This window comes from Serratia sp. CY47444 (assembly GCF_052168635.1).
Lineage (GTDB): Bacteria > Pseudomonadota > Gammaproteobacteria > Enterobacterales > Enterobacteriaceae > Serratia > Serratia bockelmannii.
Genome location: NZ_JBJNMH010000002.1, coordinates 360,123 through 375,226 on the forward strand (window position 1 = coordinate 360,123; position 15,104 = coordinate 375,226).

18 protein-coding genes are annotated in these 15,104 nt (G+C 60.3%); 4 read left to right on the top strand and 14 right to left on the bottom strand.

What is annotated here, in order from left to right:
- Positions 1 to 54: 54 nt before the first annotated feature.
- Positions 55 to 558 (bottom strand): DNA starvation/stationary phase protection protein Dps, encoded by a 504-nt coding sequence (dps, locus tag ACJ8IL_RS05975; protein WP_025302086.1) that lies wholly within the window; start codon positions 556 to 558, stop codon positions 55 to 57.
- Between the two features lie 356 nt (positions 559 to 914).
- Between dps and ACJ8IL_RS05980 the strand changes: the two genes are divergently transcribed.
- Positions 915 to 1,466 (top strand): AAA family ATPase, encoded by a 552-nt coding sequence (locus ACJ8IL_RS05980; protein WP_025302087.1) that lies wholly within the window; start codon positions 915 to 917, stop codon positions 1,464 to 1,466.
- On the opposite strand, the gene nanQ is transcribed toward ACJ8IL_RS05980, so the two are convergent.
- The gene (nanQ, locus tag ACJ8IL_RS05985) at positions 1,448 to 1,915 is read right to left on the bottom strand and encodes an N-acetylneuraminate anomerase (RefSeq protein ID WP_060432710.1); all 468 of its coding nucleotides are present in this window, start codon (positions 1,913 to 1,915) and stop codon (positions 1,448 to 1,450) included. The two genes, ACJ8IL_RS05980 and nanQ, sit on opposite strands and share 19 nt — an antisense overlap.
- A gap of 132 nt (positions 1,916 to 2,047) precedes the next feature.
- Positions 2,048 to 2,935: a threonine/homoserine exporter RhtA gene (rhtA, locus tag ACJ8IL_RS05990; RefSeq protein ID WP_025302089.1), complete on the bottom strand. Its 888-nt coding sequence runs from the start codon at positions 2,933 to 2,935 to the stop codon at positions 2,048 to 2,050.
- Positions 2,936 to 3,335: 400 nt separating this feature from the next.
- Here rhtA and ompX point away from each other — a divergent pair, with 400 nt between their 5' ends.
- Positions 3,336 to 3,854: an outer membrane protein OmpX gene (gene ompX, locus ACJ8IL_RS05995; protein ID WP_019454480.1), complete on the top strand. Its 519-nt coding sequence runs from the start codon at positions 3,336 to 3,338 to the stop codon at positions 3,852 to 3,854.
- 86 nt (positions 3,855 to 3,940) lie between these two features.
- On the opposite strand, the gene ACJ8IL_RS06000 is transcribed toward ompX, so the two are convergent.
- Positions 3,941 to 4,924, bottom strand: a complete 984-nt coding sequence (locus ACJ8IL_RS06000; protein WP_060432711.1) for a nitrilase family protein — start codon at positions 4,922 to 4,924, stop codon at positions 3,941 to 3,943.
- A gap of 91 nt (positions 4,925 to 5,015) precedes the next feature.
- Between ACJ8IL_RS06000 and ACJ8IL_RS06005 the strand changes: the two genes are divergently transcribed.
- A complete protein-coding gene (locus ACJ8IL_RS06005; RefSeq protein ID WP_127146407.1) occupies positions 5,016 to 5,888 on the top strand; it encodes a LysR family transcriptional regulator in 873 nt (290 codons plus the stop codon).
- Between the two features lie 4 nt (positions 5,889 to 5,892).
- On the opposite strand, the gene ACJ8IL_RS06010 is transcribed toward ACJ8IL_RS06005, so the two are convergent.
- The 6 genes from ACJ8IL_RS06010 to ltnD form a co-directional block, all read right to left on the bottom strand.
- Positions 5,893 to 6,423 (bottom strand): GNAT family N-acetyltransferase, encoded by a 531-nt coding sequence (locus tag ACJ8IL_RS06010; RefSeq protein ID WP_147822974.1) that lies wholly within the window; start codon positions 6,421 to 6,423, stop codon positions 5,893 to 5,895.
- A 63-nt stretch (positions 6,424 to 6,486) separates the two neighbouring features.
- Positions 6,487 to 7,857, bottom strand: coding sequence for a GntP family transporter (locus tag ACJ8IL_RS06015; protein WP_048795956.1), 1,371 nt, complete (start codon positions 7,855 to 7,857; stop codon positions 6,487 to 6,489).
- Positions 7,858 to 7,961: 104 nt separating this feature from the next.
- Positions 7,962 to 8,738, bottom strand: coding sequence for a 2-oxo-tetronate isomerase (otnI, locus tag ACJ8IL_RS06020; protein WP_025302094.1), 777 nt, complete (start codon positions 8,736 to 8,738; stop codon positions 7,962 to 7,964).
- A 3-nt stretch (positions 8,739 to 8,741) separates the two neighbouring features.
- The gene (gene otnC / locus ACJ8IL_RS06025; RefSeq protein WP_038629064.1) at positions 8,742 to 9,374 is read right to left on the bottom strand and encodes a 3-oxo-tetronate 4-phosphate decarboxylase; all 633 of its coding nucleotides are present in this window, start codon (positions 9,372 to 9,374) and stop codon (positions 8,742 to 8,744) included.
- Complete coding sequence (gene otnK, locus ACJ8IL_RS06030; protein ID WP_442516409.1) at positions 9,371 to 10,630, bottom strand: 3-oxo-tetronate kinase; 1,260 nt, start codon at positions 10,628 to 10,630, stop codon at positions 9,371 to 9,373. Before otnK ends, otnC begins: the two co-directional genes overlap by 4 nt.
- Positions 10,630 to 11,544, bottom strand: a complete 915-nt coding sequence (ltnD, locus tag ACJ8IL_RS06035; RefSeq protein WP_442516410.1) for an L-threonate dehydrogenase — start codon at positions 11,542 to 11,544, stop codon at positions 10,630 to 10,632. The genes otnK and ltnD overlap by 1 nt, the downstream gene beginning before the upstream one ends.
- Before the next feature lie 283 nt (positions 11,545 to 11,827).
- Between ltnD and ygbI the strand changes: the two genes are divergently transcribed.
- A complete protein-coding gene (ygbI, locus tag ACJ8IL_RS06040; protein ID WP_025302098.1) occupies positions 11,828 to 12,598 on the top strand; it encodes a DNA-binding transcriptional repressor YgbI in 771 nt (256 codons plus the stop codon).
- A 13-nt stretch (positions 12,599 to 12,611) separates the two neighbouring features.
- On the opposite strand, the gene ACJ8IL_RS06045 is transcribed toward ygbI, so the two are convergent.
- The 4 genes from ACJ8IL_RS06045 to ACJ8IL_RS06060 all read right to left on the bottom strand — a co-directional run bounded on the left by ACJ8IL_RS06045 (position 12,612) and on the right by ACJ8IL_RS06060 (position 14,991).
- A complete protein-coding gene (locus ACJ8IL_RS06045; RefSeq protein WP_442516411.1) occupies positions 12,612 to 12,806 on the bottom strand; it encodes a hypothetical protein in 195 nt (64 codons plus the stop codon).
- A gap of 179 nt (positions 12,807 to 12,985) precedes the next feature.
- The gene (locus ACJ8IL_RS06050) at positions 12,986 to 13,753 is read right to left on the bottom strand and encodes a molybdopterin-dependent oxidoreductase (RefSeq protein WP_025302099.1); all 768 of its coding nucleotides are present in this window, start codon (positions 13,751 to 13,753) and stop codon (positions 12,986 to 12,988) included.
- Positions 13,746 to 14,351, bottom strand: a complete 606-nt coding sequence (locus tag ACJ8IL_RS06055) for a cytochrome b/b6 domain-containing protein (RefSeq protein WP_049203409.1) — start codon at positions 14,349 to 14,351, stop codon at positions 13,746 to 13,748. Before ACJ8IL_RS06055 ends, ACJ8IL_RS06050 begins: the two co-directional genes overlap by 8 nt.
- A 13-nt stretch (positions 14,352 to 14,364) precedes the next feature.
- Complete coding sequence (locus ACJ8IL_RS06060; protein WP_025302101.1) at positions 14,365 to 14,991, bottom strand: hypothetical protein; 627 nt, start codon at positions 14,989 to 14,991, stop codon at positions 14,365 to 14,367.
- Between the last annotated feature and the right edge of the window lie 113 nt (positions 14,992 to 15,104).

Here is a 15,104-nt window from a genome sequence, read left to right on the forward strand (position 1 = left end):
GAAGCCCAGCCTGTTCTGCCCGGCACGACGGGCGGTCTGCAACGCGTTGCGGCGTTATTCGATATTGGATTCGATGAACCACAGGAACTTGTCCAGATCGCGCGATGCGGCGGTGAACATGTCGGCGGTGTCTTCATCTTCCACTTCGGTAATGGCCTTACGGATGTCATTCGCCACCGCGCCGTAGCGATCGGCCAGCGCTTTCAGGTGTTCTTGCACGCTGTGGATATTGGTCGGATAGCTTTTCAGCGGCGTCTGATCGTTAACGACCTGTACGGTGCCCAGCGCCACGCCGCCCAGTTGCACTACGCGCTCGGCGAAGGTGTCCTGATGCTCGATGATGGCGGTGCGGAAGCCGTCCAGCATTTCATGAACCGCGATGAAGTTCGCGCCGCGCATGTTCCAGTGCGCCTGTTTGGTGATCAACGAAAGATCGATAAATTGCACGACCTGATGGTTCAGCGCCTTGATGGCTGCCAGTTTGACTTTTTCGTCCAGATCGTTACGGGTATACAGCAGATCAGAAGATTTCGTTTTCACCAGTTTAGCGGTACTCATATCAGATATCCTCTTGATTAGTCGTTGTCCTATTTCGTTACGGGATCAATTATAGCAGGGGTATTTATTTTTGCCGTACGAAAATGGCTATTGCACAAATAGGCTTGGTCTAATGTCAATATTTTAATTTGGTTTGTGTTTCTATGTAATGCAATGAATTTAATTGCTATTTTTATTTTTTTGTTATTGTTTTGGTTAGTGACGATTTATCCCTGTTATCTTATTTTCTGCGGATAGGCTGATTCGACTAAATATCCATATTGTTATCGTGCTGTTAATTGTAAGCCTATTCAGATTGATAGCCGTAATTGATGCGGTTAAAGTAAGGGAATTATCCCAGTTTTTATTGGCGAGTGATGAAAATTAACGTCGTCGGCACCAGCGGCAGCGGTAAAAGCACCCTGGCGCGTCAATTGGCGGAACGGCTTGACGTTCCCTATATCGAGATGGACAGCCTGTATTGGCGGCCCGAGTGGCAGGGGACGCCCGATGACGCGTTCCTGGCGCGGTTAGAGCAGACGCTGGCCGAAGCGGGAGGAGGCTGGGTGCTGGACGGCAACTACAGCCGCACGCAACCGATTAAGTGGCGCGAAGTCGATTATATCCTGTGGTTGGACTACGGCTTCTGCCGCACGCTGTGGCAGGCCGTGCGCCGGGCGTGCCGACGCGCGGCCAGCAAACGTGAGCTGTGGCCGGGCACCGGCAATCGTGAAAGTTTCCGCCGTTCTTTCTTCAGCCGTGAGTCGATCGTGCTCTGGACGATCCGCACTTACTCGAAGAACCGGCGAAAATACCTGGCGGAGATGGCCCGTACCGATGTAGGGCGCCATTTCAAGCGCTTGCGCTCTCCCCGCCAGGCCGCCGATTTTCTACGGGCGCTGCCGCAGGGTCACAGCAGTAGGCGGTGATGGATCCTCACCACCGCTTTCTTAATGTGCTGCGGGCGCTGCCATAGGCAGCCGGTCTTGTGCGGTTCCATCTGGAAAAAGATCGCGAACATACCGTGCGTCATGTGCAGCGTTTGCGGGTGGCGTTTGATGTCCAGCAGCAGCAGATCGCTATTTTCCGCGTGGGGGTGTTCACGATGCCCGTTGCCCGCCAGGCCGTATTCGATTCGCTCTTCACCGCTGATCAGCAGATGCAGCGCGATGTATTCCTGATGCATTTCGGCGCGCTTTTCCGCCGCCGGCGCGGTGGTCAGCGTCATCACGTCCATAAAGATGTTGTCGCCGTCTATCGGGTGATGCCCCAGCGCCAGTTCGGGCAGGTCGCATCGGCGCAACTCGGTCAGGGTTGAAACCAGCGCCGGCGCGAGTCCGCGGCCGAAGCGTGGGTTGAACAGGCTGTTGTGAATCACTGTTATTCTCCATGTGAGCGAAAGTCCAAAGAGCCTGCGATACAGGCTAAGGGGAAGTATGCCGACTTGTCACGAGGAAAACAGTTAACCCGCCTGCATTCCGACGTTGCGGTCTGCAGGCGGGTCGGGCGATCAGGAAAGGCTTTCGAGGCGAGGTTTGGGGCGAATGGTGAGGGCGGAGCCCATGGAGGCGGCGATGATCGCCGCCAGCGCCAGCCATTGCACGCCGCTCAGGTGTTCGCCGAGGAACAGCATGCCGGATAACGCCGCCATCGCCGGTTCCAGGCTCATCAAGGTGCCGAAGGTGCGCGCCGGAATTTTGGGCAGCGCGATGATCTCCAGCGAATAAGGCAGCGCGGTGGAGAGGATGGCTACCGCCAGGGCTATCGGCAGAATCTCAACGTTGAACAGCACGCTGCCGGTTTGCCAGGCGCCGATCGGGCAGAACACCAACGCGGCGATCAGCGAGCCGAGCGCTACCGTGCCGGGGCCGTGATCGCCGCCGGCCTTCTGGCCGAAGATGATATAGACCGCCCAGCAGGCGCCGGCGCCGAGCGCGCAGGCGGCACCGAAGGGGTCTATCCCGCCCACGCCGTGGCCGAGCGGCAGCAGGAACCATAATCCGGCGATCGCCAATGCCACCCAGAGGAAGTCGATCGGCCGCCGCGAGGAGAACATGGCCACCGCGAGCGGGCCAGTAAACTCCAGCGCCACGGCGATGCCGAGCGGCACGGTGCGCAGCGACAGGTAGAACAGGTAATTCATCGCGCCGAGCGACAGGCCGTAAATCAGCAGCGGCAAGCGGCTGCCGGCGGCGATGCGCATACGCCATGGGCGGAAGATAATGAACAGAATCAGGGTGCCGATGAAAAGACGCAGCGTCGTAATGCCTTCCGCACCCACGATCGGGAACAGGCTTTTGGCCAACGAGGCACCGCTCTGGATAGACACCATGGCGATGATTAACAGACAGATAGGCAGCAGCGCGGAGGGCGCTCTGCCGGAAGTAGATAACGACATCCTTAACGGGCCTTTTATGCGCCGTTCCTCAGCCTTGAGAAAACGGTCGAAACGGGGATGCGAGCAGTGTAAATGAAATGGCGAAAATCTGTCTGAGAAAAGCGCGCATCGCGGTGAAATCCACCGATCCTCGGATGAGATGGGGTGGATTTGGTCAAAAAGTGCGCTTTTTCTTAAGAATTATCTGGATATTAAATTGGTGATTTTTGTCACAGAAAGCCGTAGAATATGGCCGAAAATAGAGCGAAAATAAGCAGATACACTGTTCTTGAAATCTTCTGTTACACGATATAAAGCATTAGACACTCATTTCAAGGCAGAGTTTCACGCTAATTTTTGTTATATTTTCAAAGCATGAACAAATGGATGTACTTAATAATAAAACGCGTTTGAGGTGGTTATGAAAAAAATTGCATGTCTTTCCGCAGTAGCAGCTTGCGTATTAGCAGTTAGCGCAGGTACCGCATTCGCTGGTCAGAGCACCGTATCCGCTGGCTATGCGCAGGGTGATTTCCAAGGCGTTGCTAACAAGGCCGACGGTTTCAACCTGAAATACCGTTACGAGTTCGACAACAACCCACTGGGCGTAATCGGTTCCTTTACCCACCTGGAAAAGGACGGTTCTCAGGACGGTTTCTACAACAAAGCTCAGTACAACTCTATCTCTGCCGGTCCAGCATACCGCATCAATGACTGGGCGAGCATCTACGGTCTGGTTGGCCTGGGTTACGGTAAATTCACTACCAACGCTCAGAACGGTACTTCTCGTCACGATACCGCTGACTACGGCTTCACCTACGGTGCCGGTCTGCAGTTCAACCCAATCGAGAACGTTGCCCTGGATGTCGGTTACGAGCAGAACCGCATTCGTAGCGTTGACGTTGGCACCTGGAACGTTGGCGTAGGCTACCGCTTCTAAGTGTGTTCGTGCCTGAGGGCATGAACCTGCGGCAGCTTTTGTCGCACCGATAAAAAATCCGCCTCCGGGCGGATTTTTTTTATCTGTTATCGGCTGCCGCGCCCCGTCGGCTGTGTCGAAAAGCGCGCGCTGCGGGCATCGCGTTCATAGCCTTGCGGTTCGGTCAACAACCCGTACAGCTCGGGGCGGCGTCCGTAAATCCAGCGGCGGCCGGTGCTGAGTGGGATCAGCGTCAGATCGAGATCGGCGCTGACCAGCCGGTCTTCCGCCGCCCAGGTCTCCGCTACGATGCGGCCGTAAGGATCGAGGATCATCGCGTTGCCGGTGCGTATTTCATCGTCATCGCGGCCCACGCCGTTGCTGAACAGCAAGAACAGCCCGTTGTCGTGAGCGCGCGACGGCAGCCAGCGCATTAGCCAGCCGCGGCCGTGTTCGCCGCGAAAGGCGGCTTCTATCGCCTGCGGATCTTCCACCCGCCGCTGCCACAGCGCCTGCGGGATTGGCTTCATGCCGTGCGGGCTGCGCGAATGGGTGCCGCCGGTCTGGTGCGGGGCCATTAGCACGTCCGCGCCCAGCAGCGCCGTTGCGCGCACATTCTCCACCAGATTGTTGTCCCAGCAGATCAATACGCCCACGCGTACGCCCCAGGGGGTATCGAACACCGTATAGCGGTCGCCGCTGGCGATAGCCGGGTGCTCGAAGGCGTGCAGTTTGCGGTGCACATGCAGTTCGCCGTCCGGCAGACAAACGGCATAGGCGTTGTAACACCGGCCATCATCGCCCAGCTCGATCAGCCCGACGCCAATCGCCATGTTGTAACGCTCAGCCAGCGGGCGAATGCGCGCCAGCGAAGGGCTGCTCACGATCGGCTCCGCCAGCGCCCGCACTTCGGCGTCGGACAGATGGCGCACGTGCCAATAGCCGGTGACGCACATTTCCGGGAAGGCCAGCAGCTGTACCTGCTGCTCGGCCGCCTGAGCGATAAAGCGCTCCATGGTCGACAGGTTGTAATTTTTATCGTTGGCGCGATGCTGGAATTGCACCGTGGCGGCGCGTAATGAGATGGTCATGGTGTCTCTCCGGTTAGGGTCTGCGTTGATTACAGCAGGCGAATTGATTACTGTACAATCAATTAAATTCCCTATTTGATAACTTAATGGAATGGATATAAAACAACTGCGCGCCCTGGTGGCGCTGGCCGAACAGGGCAACTATCGTCAGGCGGCGAGCCGGCTATGCATCAGCCAACCGGCGCTGAGCAAGCAAATTCAGGCGCTGGAAACCCAGCTCGGCGTTCGATTGTTCGAGCGTGGCCGACAGGGGGCGGTGCTCACCGCCGGCGGGCAGCGGCTCTACCCGGAGGCGCAGGTGCTGGTGGCGCAGTACCAGCAGTTTCAGCAGCGCGCTCGGCGGGTGGCGCTCGGGGAAGCGGGGCGGCTGTCGCTGGGATTTGGCCTTTCCAGTTTTCATCTGGCGCCGCAGCTGGTGGCCGCCTTTCGCCAACGGTTTCCCGAGGTGGCGATCGGCCTGGAAGACTTGCCGTCCGAACGGCAGTATCAGCTGTTGCTGCAGGGAGAGTTGCAGGCGGGGTTCGTGCGCTTGCCGGTCAATACGCCGCTGTGCGGCGTCGCGTTGTTGAGCGATCGGTTGGTGCTGGCTGCGCCGGGTGCGCTGGCGCTACGTGCCGACGACCTGATGGCGCGTTTCAATCTGCTGCCGCTGTTGCAGTTGACGCCGAAACGCGGGCGCGGGCTGAGCGATCAGTCGCTGCGGTTTATCGCCGCTCACCGGTTGACGCCGAACGTGGTGCAGCAGGCCGGTGATATCCAAACGTTGTTGGCGCTGGTCGCCGCCGGCGTCGGCGTCGCGCTGCTGCCGCACAGCATCACGCATATCGCGCCGGCCGGCATCGACATTTTACCGCTGAGCGGCGAGGAGACGGAGTGGCAGGTCGGTATCGCCTGGGATCCGCAGCGCACCGACGCGCTGCGGGACAACTTCATTCAGACGGCGTTGGCGGTACAACGCGCTTAGGCATTCAAAGCGGGCAATGCATCACCACGATCGGGCTCTGGTGATACTCGCTGCGGTGGCTTTCGCTGAAGCCGACCTTTTTCGCCAACGCCAGCGAAGCCTGGTTTTCAGGCGAGATGATGCAGACGGTTTGCTCGCCCGGCAGGTGCGTCTTACCCCAGGCCAGCGCCGCTCGCAGCGCCTCGGTGGCATAGCCTTTGCCGTGCGCCGAACTCACCAGCGTCCAGCCCATCTCCGGCGCATCGAGCGCCGGGGTGATGTCGCGCAGGAAGTTGGAGAAGCCGATGCTGCCGAGATACTCGCCGCTCTGTTTGTCACGCACCGCCCAATACCCGTACCCCAACAGCGCCCAGTGGCCGACGTAGCGCATCAGGCGCCCCCAGGAGTCTTCCCGGTCGCGCGGGGTGCCGCCGATATAGCGTACCACCAGCGGATCGGCCCACAGAGCGGCCAGCGAGTCGAAGTCGTCCAGCGTGTGTGCGTCCAGCCGCAGGCGTTCGGTGACAAGCGTTGGCGCGGTGTTGATTACGGTCATGTTGCTGCTCCTGCACAGGGTGAAAGGCGATGAAAAACAACGGCGTTCAGTATGCCAGAGAAATCACACCGCCAGCCACAATAGCCAGGTGAACAGAAAGCCGCTCAGACCGAGCAGGGTGGTCAGCACCGTCCAGGTCTTCAGGCCATCGGCCACCGACAGCCCCAAATAGCGCGTGACGATCCAAAAACCGGAGTCGTTGACGTGGGAAAGCCCCAGCCCGCCAAAACAGGTCGCCAACGTCACCAGCACCAGCTGCAGCTGATTCAGCCCGCTGACCGCTTCCGACAACAGACCACCGGTGGTCAGGATCGCCACGGTGGCGGAACCCTGTGAAGCGCGCAGCGCCAGCGAAATGATAAAGGCGGCGGGTACCAGCGGCAGGCCGATGGCCGTCAGTACTTCGGCCAGCGCCTTGCCGACGCCGGATTCCACCAGCACCTTGCCGAACACGCCGCCCGCGCCAGTCACCAGGATCACCACCGCGGCGGTCGGCAGCGCGGCGCCCATCACGTCGCTGGCGTGTTGCAGGCTCCAGCCGCGGCGCAGCGCCAGGAAATAGAAGGCCAGCAGCAGGGCTATCATCAGCGCCACCGCCGGCGAGCCCAGCAGAGACAGCGCATCGCGCAGCGCCGAACCTGCCGGCAACAGCGTGGCGGAGACGGTGCCGAGCATGATGATGGCGATCGGGATGACGATCAGCGCCGCCACCAGGCCGGCGCCAGGCGGGTTGATGCGATCGCTGAGGGGCGCTTGCCCTTCCGGACGCGGCTCCGGCGCCGCCAGCTGCAGCTGTTCCAGCACCTCTATCGATAATGGATAGGTTTTGCGGTTGAGGTAGTTGGCGGCGAAATAGCCGATCACGCCGACCGGGATACAGATCGCGAGGCCGATGATGGTCAGCCAACCGATGTCGGCGTTGAGCAAGCCGGCGGCGGCGACCGGGCCGGGGTGTGGCGGTAGCGCGACGTGTACCGTCAACATCACGCCAGCCATCGGCAGGCCGAACTTCAGCGGTGACACTTTGGCGACCTTGGCGAAGCCGTAAATAATCGGCGCCAGAATGATAAAGCCGACGTCGAAGAACACTGGAATGCCGAGGATAAATGCAGCGAGGGTCAGCGCGGCGACGGTATGTTTCGGCCCCAGCCCCTGGCTGAAGCGCTGCGCCAGCGACTCGGCGCCGCCTGAGTGTTCGATCATGCGCCCGAGCATCGCCCCCAGACCGATGATGATGGTCACCGAGCCGAGCACGCCGCCCATCCCGGCGGTCATTACTTTCATCACTTCACCGGTCGGAATGCCGCTGGCCAACGCCACCAGCAGACTGACCACCAACAGCGCGACAAAGGGCTGCACCTTCGCCTTAATCACCATCAATAACAGCAGCACCACGCCGAGTACGGCAATCAGCAACAGCAGAGAGGTAGACATGAAAAAGCCTTTCGTTGGGTAAGCGTTGGCACCGCGATCGCCGCGTGGCGATACGGGTGCGTTTCATTGTTATAAAATCGATTTCCTGGTGTCGGCGTGCGGCTTTAGCGGTAAGGCTTCAGCCAGCCGAGCCCGGCGGCGGTGTCGCCGCGCGGGCGGTATTCGCAACCGATCCAGCCCTGATAGCCGAGCGCATCCAGCTTGTCGAACAGCCACGGGTAATTCAGTTCGCCCTCGTCAGGCTCATGGCGATCCGGCACCGAGGCTATCTGGATATGCGCGTAGCGCCCGGCCAGCGTCTCCAGCAGCCCGCTGATATTGCCGTCCACCAACTGCGCGTGGAAAAAGTCGAACTGAATGAACACGTTCGGTCTTTCGATCGCCGCCACCGCTTCCGCCGCCTGATGTTGACTGGCGAACAGGTAGTCGGGCTTGACCGGCGGGCTGAGCGCTTCGATCAGCACCTTGACGCCGTGCGGGGCGAAGGCGTCGGCGGCATAGCGCGCATTGGCGATAAAGGTGTCGAGATAACGCTGTCGATCAGCGCCCGCGGGCACTACGCCGGCCATCAGGTGCACGCAGGGGCAGGAAAGGGCGATGGCGTAGGCCAGCGCGCGATCGATATCGGCGCGCGCATCCCGCTCGCGGCCCGGCAGCGCCGCCAGCCCCCACTCACCGGTGGCGGCATCACCGGGCGCGGTGTTGAACAGCACCTGTTGCAGGCCGTGTTCGCGCAGCTTCTCGGCCAACAGCTCCGCGGGATGCTCGTAAGGGAACAGGAATTCCACCGCGTTGAAGCCCTGCGCGGCAGCGGCGGCGAAGCGATCGAGGAATGGCACCTCGGTAAACATCATCGACAAATTGGCGGCAAATTTAGGCATGGTTCAGCTCCGTAATTCGGCAATTTCATCATCGGTCAAATAGCGGATCGGACGATCGCCGAGGGTGAAGATCAGTCGCGCCGCATCTTCCATCTCTTCGGCATTGTCCGCCGCCGCTCGCAGGTCTTTACCGGTCACCACCGGCCCGTGGTTGGCCAGCAAAAAGGCACGGTGGGTCGGCGCCAGGCGGGCCAGATCCTGTGCCAGCCTTTCGTCGCCGGGCCGGTAGTAAGGCACCACCGGCACCTTGCCGACGCGCATCACCACATAGGGGGTGAACGGTTTGATGGCGTTGTCGGCGTCCAGCCCCTGCAGGCAAGAGAGTGCCGTGAGGTAGGTGCAATGCAAGTGCACGACCGCTTTGCATTCCGGGTTGTTCAGATAGAGCGCCCGATGAAAGCTGATCTCTTTCGACGGTTTGTCGCCGGAGAGCCAGTCGCCGTTCAGGCTCACTTTAGACAGGCGGTCGGCCTGCAACTCGCCGAGACAGGAGCCGGTCGGCGTCGCCAGCAGCGCGCCGTCCGGCAGCAACAGCGAGAGGTTGCCGGCAGAGCCGGTGGCGTAGCCGCGTTGGAAAAACGAGGCGCCCAGGCGCACCATCTCTTCACGCGCCTGCTGTTCGGTGGTCATGCTCATACTGAAAACTCCGTTTGCGCGCGTGAGAAGAAGGCTTCATCGCCAAAATTGCCTGATTTCAACGCCAGGGAAATGGCCCGATCGCTGGCGCGCACCCAGGGAACGCCGGGGGAAATGCTGGGGCCGATATGGAAGCCGCGAATGCCCAGCGCCTGCGTGACCACGCCGGAGGTTTCGCCGCCGGCGACGATAAAGCGGTTGAACCCCAACTGATGCAGTTGCATCACCAGTTCGGCGAACAAGGCTTCTACCGCTTCGCTGGCGGCGGCGCCATGCCGTTGTTGCGTTTGCTGCAGCGACTCCGGCGATGCAGTGGCGTAGATCAGCGGGGCAAGCGCTTCCCCGGCATGGCGCTGCGCCCAATGCGCCAACTCGGCGGCGTAGGCCGCTCGCGCCTGCGGATCGAGACAGCGGCCGATATCGATGGCCTGCGCCGCCGCGCGTTCACGGTAGTGCGCCACCTGCCGGTTGGTCATCACAGAACACGAGCCCGACAGCACCGCCGCTTTTTCCCCCTGCGGCGCACCGGCCGCCTCTGCCGAACGTTCGCCATTCTGCGCCCATTGACGCGCCAGGCCGATCGCCAGGCCCGAACCGCCGGTCACCAGCTTCATCGTTTTCAACGCTTCACCCTGGGTGAGCAGATGCCGTTCGTTGAGCGTATCCAGCACTGCGTAGCGCACGCCGTCCTGCGCCAATTGCTGCAGCTTCTCGCTGACCGCCTCGGCGCCGCGATCCATTTCTGCCGCCGTCACCAGCCCACAGCGTCCGGTGGCCTGGGATTCCATCAGGCGAAGCAGGTTGCTGTCGGTCATTGGCGTGACCGGGTGATGACGCATGCCGGATTCAGACAACAGCTGTTCCCCGACAAACAGGTGGCCCTGATAGACCGTGCGGCCGTTTACCGGCAACGCCGGTGAGACAACCGTGAAATTTTCTCCCAGCGCGGCGAGCAGAGCATCGGTCACCGGGCCGATATTGCCCTGTGCGGTGCTGTCGAAGGTGGAGCAGTACTTGAAGTAGAACTGACGGCAGCCCTGTTCTTGCAGCCAGGCCAGCGCCTGCAACGACTGTTCGATCGCCTGCTCTGCCGGGCAGGAACGCGATTTCAGGCTAATGACCGCCGCCTGTGCGTTTATTTGCGTTTCGTCTTGCGGCACGCCATTCAGCTGCACCGTCGGCAGGCCATTTTGCACCAGAAAACTGGCGATGTCGGTCGCGCCGGTAAAGTCATCCGCGATTACGCCAAGCAGCATCAGAGCGCCTCCTTTTTTTGCGGCAAATCAATGCCGGCAAAGATTTTGATCACCGCACTGTCGTCTTCTTTACCGTAGCCGGCGTTGCTGGCGGCGGTAAACATGGTGAAGGCGATGGAGGCCAGCGGCAGCGGGAAATGCAGTGCCTTGGCGGTATCCGCCACCAGCCCCAGATCCTTGACGAAGATATCCACCGCCGATTTGGGCGTATAGTCGCCGTCGACCACGTGGCGCATGCGATTTTCGAACATCCAGGAGTTGCCGGCGGCGTGGGTGACCACGTCGTACATCACGTCCAGCGGGATGCCGGCGCGGGCGGCCAGCGCCATGGCTTCCGCGCCGGCGGCGATGTGTACGCCAGCCAACAGCTGGTGGATGATTTTTACCGTCGCGCCCAGGCCGATCGTTTCGCCGATGCGGTAAACCTTGCCGGCGATGGCGTCCAGCACGGGTTGCAGGCGCTCGAAGGTGGCGTCTGCGCCGGCGGCCATCACCGTCATCTGGCCTTCCTCTGCCTTGGCCGCTCCGCCGGAAACCGGCGCATCCAGCATCGGCAGCCCGTAGTCCAGCAGCCGTTGCTCGATCTGTTTGGCGTCATCAGCGGAAATGGTCGAACAGACCATCACAGCGGTGCCCGGCTTGAGCTTTGGCGCCAGGCCTTGTTCGCCGAACAGGATCTGCTTCACCTGGGCGGCGTTCACCACCAGCAGCAGCACGGCGTCCAACTCGGCGGCGAAGTCGCACGCGCTGGAGGACGTTTGCTTAGCGCCGGCCTGTTGCAGCGCCGCCAGTGCCTGCGGATTCAGGTCCGCCCCGTAGGTGGTCAATCCGGCGCGGAGGCACGAGCGCGCCGCGCCCATGCCCATCGCCCCCAGTCCGATGACGCAAACGGCATAATTCCCTGGGTGTGTCATACTGCACTCCTGTTAATTTTAGTGATAATTTGTTTTGTTGTGTTAAATGTAAGCGCTTAGTGGCCGTTTATCCGCGATCGATATCACAATAATTAACAATGTGTGAAACGAATTTTTCGGGTGATTTCTGGTCCGTATCAACATTACTATTATGTTTTTAAATAAGATTATGTTTACCTGACCTAACTGCGCTCGCCGTCACGCCGCGAAAAATTAGGGCTATCGGCGAACGAAAATTGACGTAAAATCACAATTATTATCACCGCAGCAACGAGAGGGAACCGTGATACCTGTAGAACGCCATCAACAAATTCTTGCGCTGGTATCCGAACGCGGCGTCGTCAGCATTGCCGAGCTGACCGAACGGCTGGGGGTGTCGCACATGACGATCCGCCGCGATTTGCAAAAGCTGGAGGAACAGGGCGCGGTGCAGTCGGTCTCGGGCGGCGTGCAGGCGCCTGAGCGGGTGGCAAGCGAACCTTCGCACCAGGCCAAAGAAGGGATGTTCAGCCGGCAGAAAATCGCCATTGGCCGGCTGGCGGCGCGGCAAATTCCCGCCAACAGCTGTATTTATCTGGATGCCGGTACCACCACGCTGGCGCTGGCGAAACAGATCGGTGAACGTGAAGATTTGACGGTGGTGACCAACGACTTTGTCATCGCCGGGTTCCTGATAGAGCATAGCCAGTGCCGAATCATCCACACCGGCGGCACGGTGTGCCGGGAAAACCGTTCCTGCGTTGGCGAAGCGGCGGCGCAGGCGCTGCGCGGTCTGTTTATCGATCTGGCGTTTATCTCCGCCTCTTCGTGGAGCATGCGCGGCCTGTCGACGCCGAACGAAGACAAGGTGATGGTGAAGAAGGCCATCGTCGAGGCCAGCCGCCGCCGCATTCTGCTCAGCGATACGTCCAAATACGGCAAGGTCGCGACCTACCTGGCGCTGCCGATTGCTGCCTTTGACGCTGTCATTACCGACGAGGGGTTGCCCGCCGCCGCGCGGGAGGCCATTGAGCAAGCGGGGATTGCATTGCTGACGGCGGGAGAAGAAGAATAAGGACGAACCGGAATCAGGATGAAAGTTCGGTATCGATGCTACGTGCGGGCGGTTCACTGGCTTCAACGCCGCCGCGTTCACGCCATTCGCGGCGCCTTTGTTCAGCCCATTCTTCGTGGAAGGCTTGCATCTCTTTTTGGTGCGGTTCCTTCATGCTCATAGGGATTGGGTGGGATTCTGCCGTTAACAGGCGGGATTTCGATGACATATAATCCGTCCTCAATAAGCGCTTGGTTGTACAAATAATGTACGCGATGCGCGTGTTTTTTCAAGAGCGAGTCGTAAATTCTGGCTAATGCTGGCCTGAGCGGTACGCTGAAAACCAATAATCGCAGCGGAGAAGATCCTCCAGCCGCCGATGAAAGTTGTGCGCAGCGCCGCGCAAAACTAAATGCCGCTGAACCAGTTGTAGCCCTGATCTTCCCAATACCCGCCTGGATTGACGTCGCTGACGAAGATCGCGGCGATATGTTTGGCGTTTTTGAACCCCAGTTTGGTCGGCACGCGCAGCCGCAACGGGTAGCCATAGTCAGCCGGCAGCGCCTTGCCGCCGAAATCCAGCGCCAAGATGGTCTGCGGGTGCAGCGCGGTGGCCATGTCGAGGCTGGCGTAGTAACGATCGGCGCATTTGAAGCCGACGTAACCGGCATTCAGATCCGCGCCGACGTGCTGCAGAAAGGTGCGCAGCGGCACGCCTCCCCATTGACCAATGGCGCTCCAGCCCTCAATGCAGATCAGACGCGTGATCTGGCTTTGCTGCGGCAGCCGCTGCAGCTGTTCCAGCGTCCAGGGGGCTTTTTTCTCCACCTTCCCCGCGACTTCAAGCCGGTAGCCGGCGAGATCGATCTCGGGGACGTTGTATTCCGGGTAAAACGCGTTGAAGGGGAAAGGGTGGGTGATCTGGTCCGGCCGGTAAGTTTGCGCCAGCCGCTGGCCGCTGAACAGCCAGGCCTGCACCCGGTCGTTCCAGCGTGACATGGCCCACAGCACCTTATCCACCCGATCGCCGTCTTGCAGGTTGCAACCGGTGAGCATGGCGATGCCGCCCAGTGTCAGCCCGGAGCGCAACATCAGGCGGCGCTGCAGATTGACCAGCTGCTTTTTTTGGTCCGGTTCCAGTTTTGGCGCGGTTGCCCGCGGTTTTTTCTCATTCATGTTTGCCACCCGTTATCATCGCCCACAGGGTTTTGGGCACGACAGCCACCATAAAGACGTGGATCGCCACAAACAGGCCAATGCCGGCCATGGCGAAGAAATGCACGTAGCGCGCGAAATCGAAGCCGCCAAACAGGGCGACCAATCCCTGCAGCTGAACCGGCTTCCAAATCGCCAGGCCGGACAGCACCAGTAATAGCCCCAGCGCCAGTACGCCGAGGTACATCAGTTTCTGAATGGCGTTATAGCGGCCATGCCGGTGGCGCAGGCGCAGCGTCAACGCCAGCCAGATATCCTGCCGCAGCGCGCCGAGGCGAAGCGGCAACAGATCGCGGCGAAAATGACCGCTGAACAGGCTCCACAACAGATAGCAGACGGCGTTGAGCGCCAATAGCCACATCACCGCCAAATGCCAACCAATCGCGCCGCCCAGCCAACCGCCCAGCGTCATCTGCGGCGGAAAGCGGAAATCGAACAGCGGCGAGGCGTTGTAGATTTCCCAACCGCTCATGAACATGCACACCATGGCGAACAGGTTGATCCAATGAGTGATTCGAACCGGCCAGCGATGCACCGGCGGCGACGCGTTGGTCTTCATGGCTTTCCTCCGGTTACATCGGCGGCACAGTGCCGTCTTTGCCGGCGGAAATGCGGGTGGCGATGCGTTCGCCCTTATCGTCGGCGGCGGAGAACAGCACGATGTGCACGCCCGGTTTCAGCAGGCTCAGATCGCCCGGATCCAGCGTCACGATCGGCACGTCTTCCGGCACGACGACGGTTTTCTGCTGGTTGCCGTAGGTGACGGTCAGGGTGCGGCCGTTGGATTTCACCAGTTTACCGACGGTGCCGTTGGTCATGGTGTCCACTTTGCCGTCGGCGGATTCCCAGGCCGAGTGCCCTTCGCCGGTGCCGCGCAGGCTGGCGGCGAACACGTGCACTTCCAGCGCTTTGAGCGTGCCGTCCGGCTGCGGCACGGCGGCGGTGCCGATAAAGCTGTCCGGTTTGATATCGTCCAGCGTGGCTTTGGAAACGCTGAGCACTTTGGTCTGATCGTTCAGCTTGACGCTGAGTGTCTCGCCCTTGCGGTCGGTCAGCTGCAGATTGCCGTCGGCAACCTGCGTGATGGTGCCGCGCAGCGGCGCAATCACCTTGCCCGGCGGTTGGGCGGCGGCGGCCAATCCGCTGGAAAGCAGTAACGTGGACAACAGTAAACCGGCTATACGATGACGGGTAATCATAACGTTCTCCTGAAATGAGTTTGCCGGTTAAGCATGGTTGACCTACTGGGTCAGCGCCATGGCCGTTTGATGACATTAATGTCATCAAGTTTGTCCGCCGAAGCTGCTAGTAT

Excerpts from the sequence above, each read along its gene's own strand:
- otnC (WP_038629064.1), bottom strand. The coding sequence starts at position 9,374 with ATGAGCATGACCACCGAACAGCAGGCGCGTGAAGAGATGGTGCGCCTG.
- ACJ8IL_RS06060 (WP_025302101.1), bottom strand. The coding sequence starts at position 14,991 with ATGATTACCCGTCATCGTATAGCCGGTTTACTGTTGTCCACGTTACTG.
- ACJ8IL_RS06005 (WP_127146407.1), top strand. The coding sequence starts at position 5,016 with ATGGATATAAAACAACTGCGCGCCCTGGTGGCGCTGGCCGAACAGGGC.
- rhtA (WP_025302089.1), bottom strand. The coding sequence starts at position 2,935 with ATGTCGTTATCTACTTCCGGCAGAGCGCCCTCCGCGCTGCTGCCTATC.
- otnK (WP_442516409.1), bottom strand. The coding sequence starts at position 10,630 with ATGCTGCTTGGCGTAATCGCGGATGACTTTACCGGCGCGACCGACATC.
- ACJ8IL_RS05980 (WP_025302087.1), top strand. The coding sequence starts at position 915 with ATGAAAATTAACGTCGTCGGCACCAGCGGCAGCGGTAAAAGCACCCTG.
- ACJ8IL_RS06010 (WP_147822974.1), bottom strand. The coding sequence starts at position 6,423 with ATGACCGTAATCAACACCGCGCCAACGCTTGTCACCGAACGCCTGCGG.
- ltnD (WP_442516410.1), bottom strand. The coding sequence starts at position 11,544 with ATGACACACCCAGGGAATTATGCCGTTTGCGTCATCGGACTGGGGGCG.
- ACJ8IL_RS06050 (WP_025302099.1), bottom strand. The coding sequence starts at position 13,753 with ATGAATGAGAAAAAACCGCGGGCAACCGCGCCAAAACTGGAACCGGAC.
- dps (WP_025302086.1), bottom strand. The coding sequence starts at position 558 with ATGAGTACCGCTAAACTGGTGAAAACGAAATCTTCTGATCTGCTGTAT.
- otnI (WP_025302094.1), bottom strand. The coding sequence starts at position 8,738 with ATGCCTAAATTTGCCGCCAATTTGTCGATGATGTTTACCGAGGTGCCA.
- ompX (WP_019454480.1), top strand. The coding sequence starts at position 3,336 with ATGAAAAAAATTGCATGTCTTTCCGCAGTAGCAGCTTGCGTATTAGCA.
- ACJ8IL_RS06000 (WP_060432711.1), bottom strand. The coding sequence starts at position 4,924 with ATGACCATCTCATTACGCGCCGCCACGGTGCAATTCCAGCATCGCGCC.
- ACJ8IL_RS06045 (WP_442516411.1), bottom strand. The coding sequence starts at position 12,806 with ATGTCATCGAAATCCCGCCTGTTAACGGCAGAATCCCACCCAATCCCT.
- ACJ8IL_RS06015 (WP_048795956.1), bottom strand. The coding sequence starts at position 7,857 with ATGTCTACCTCTCTGCTGTTGCTGATTGCCGTACTCGGCGTGGTGCTG.
- ACJ8IL_RS06055 (WP_049203409.1), bottom strand. The coding sequence starts at position 14,351 with ATGAAGACCAACGCGTCGCCGCCGGTGCATCGCTGGCCGGTTCGAATC.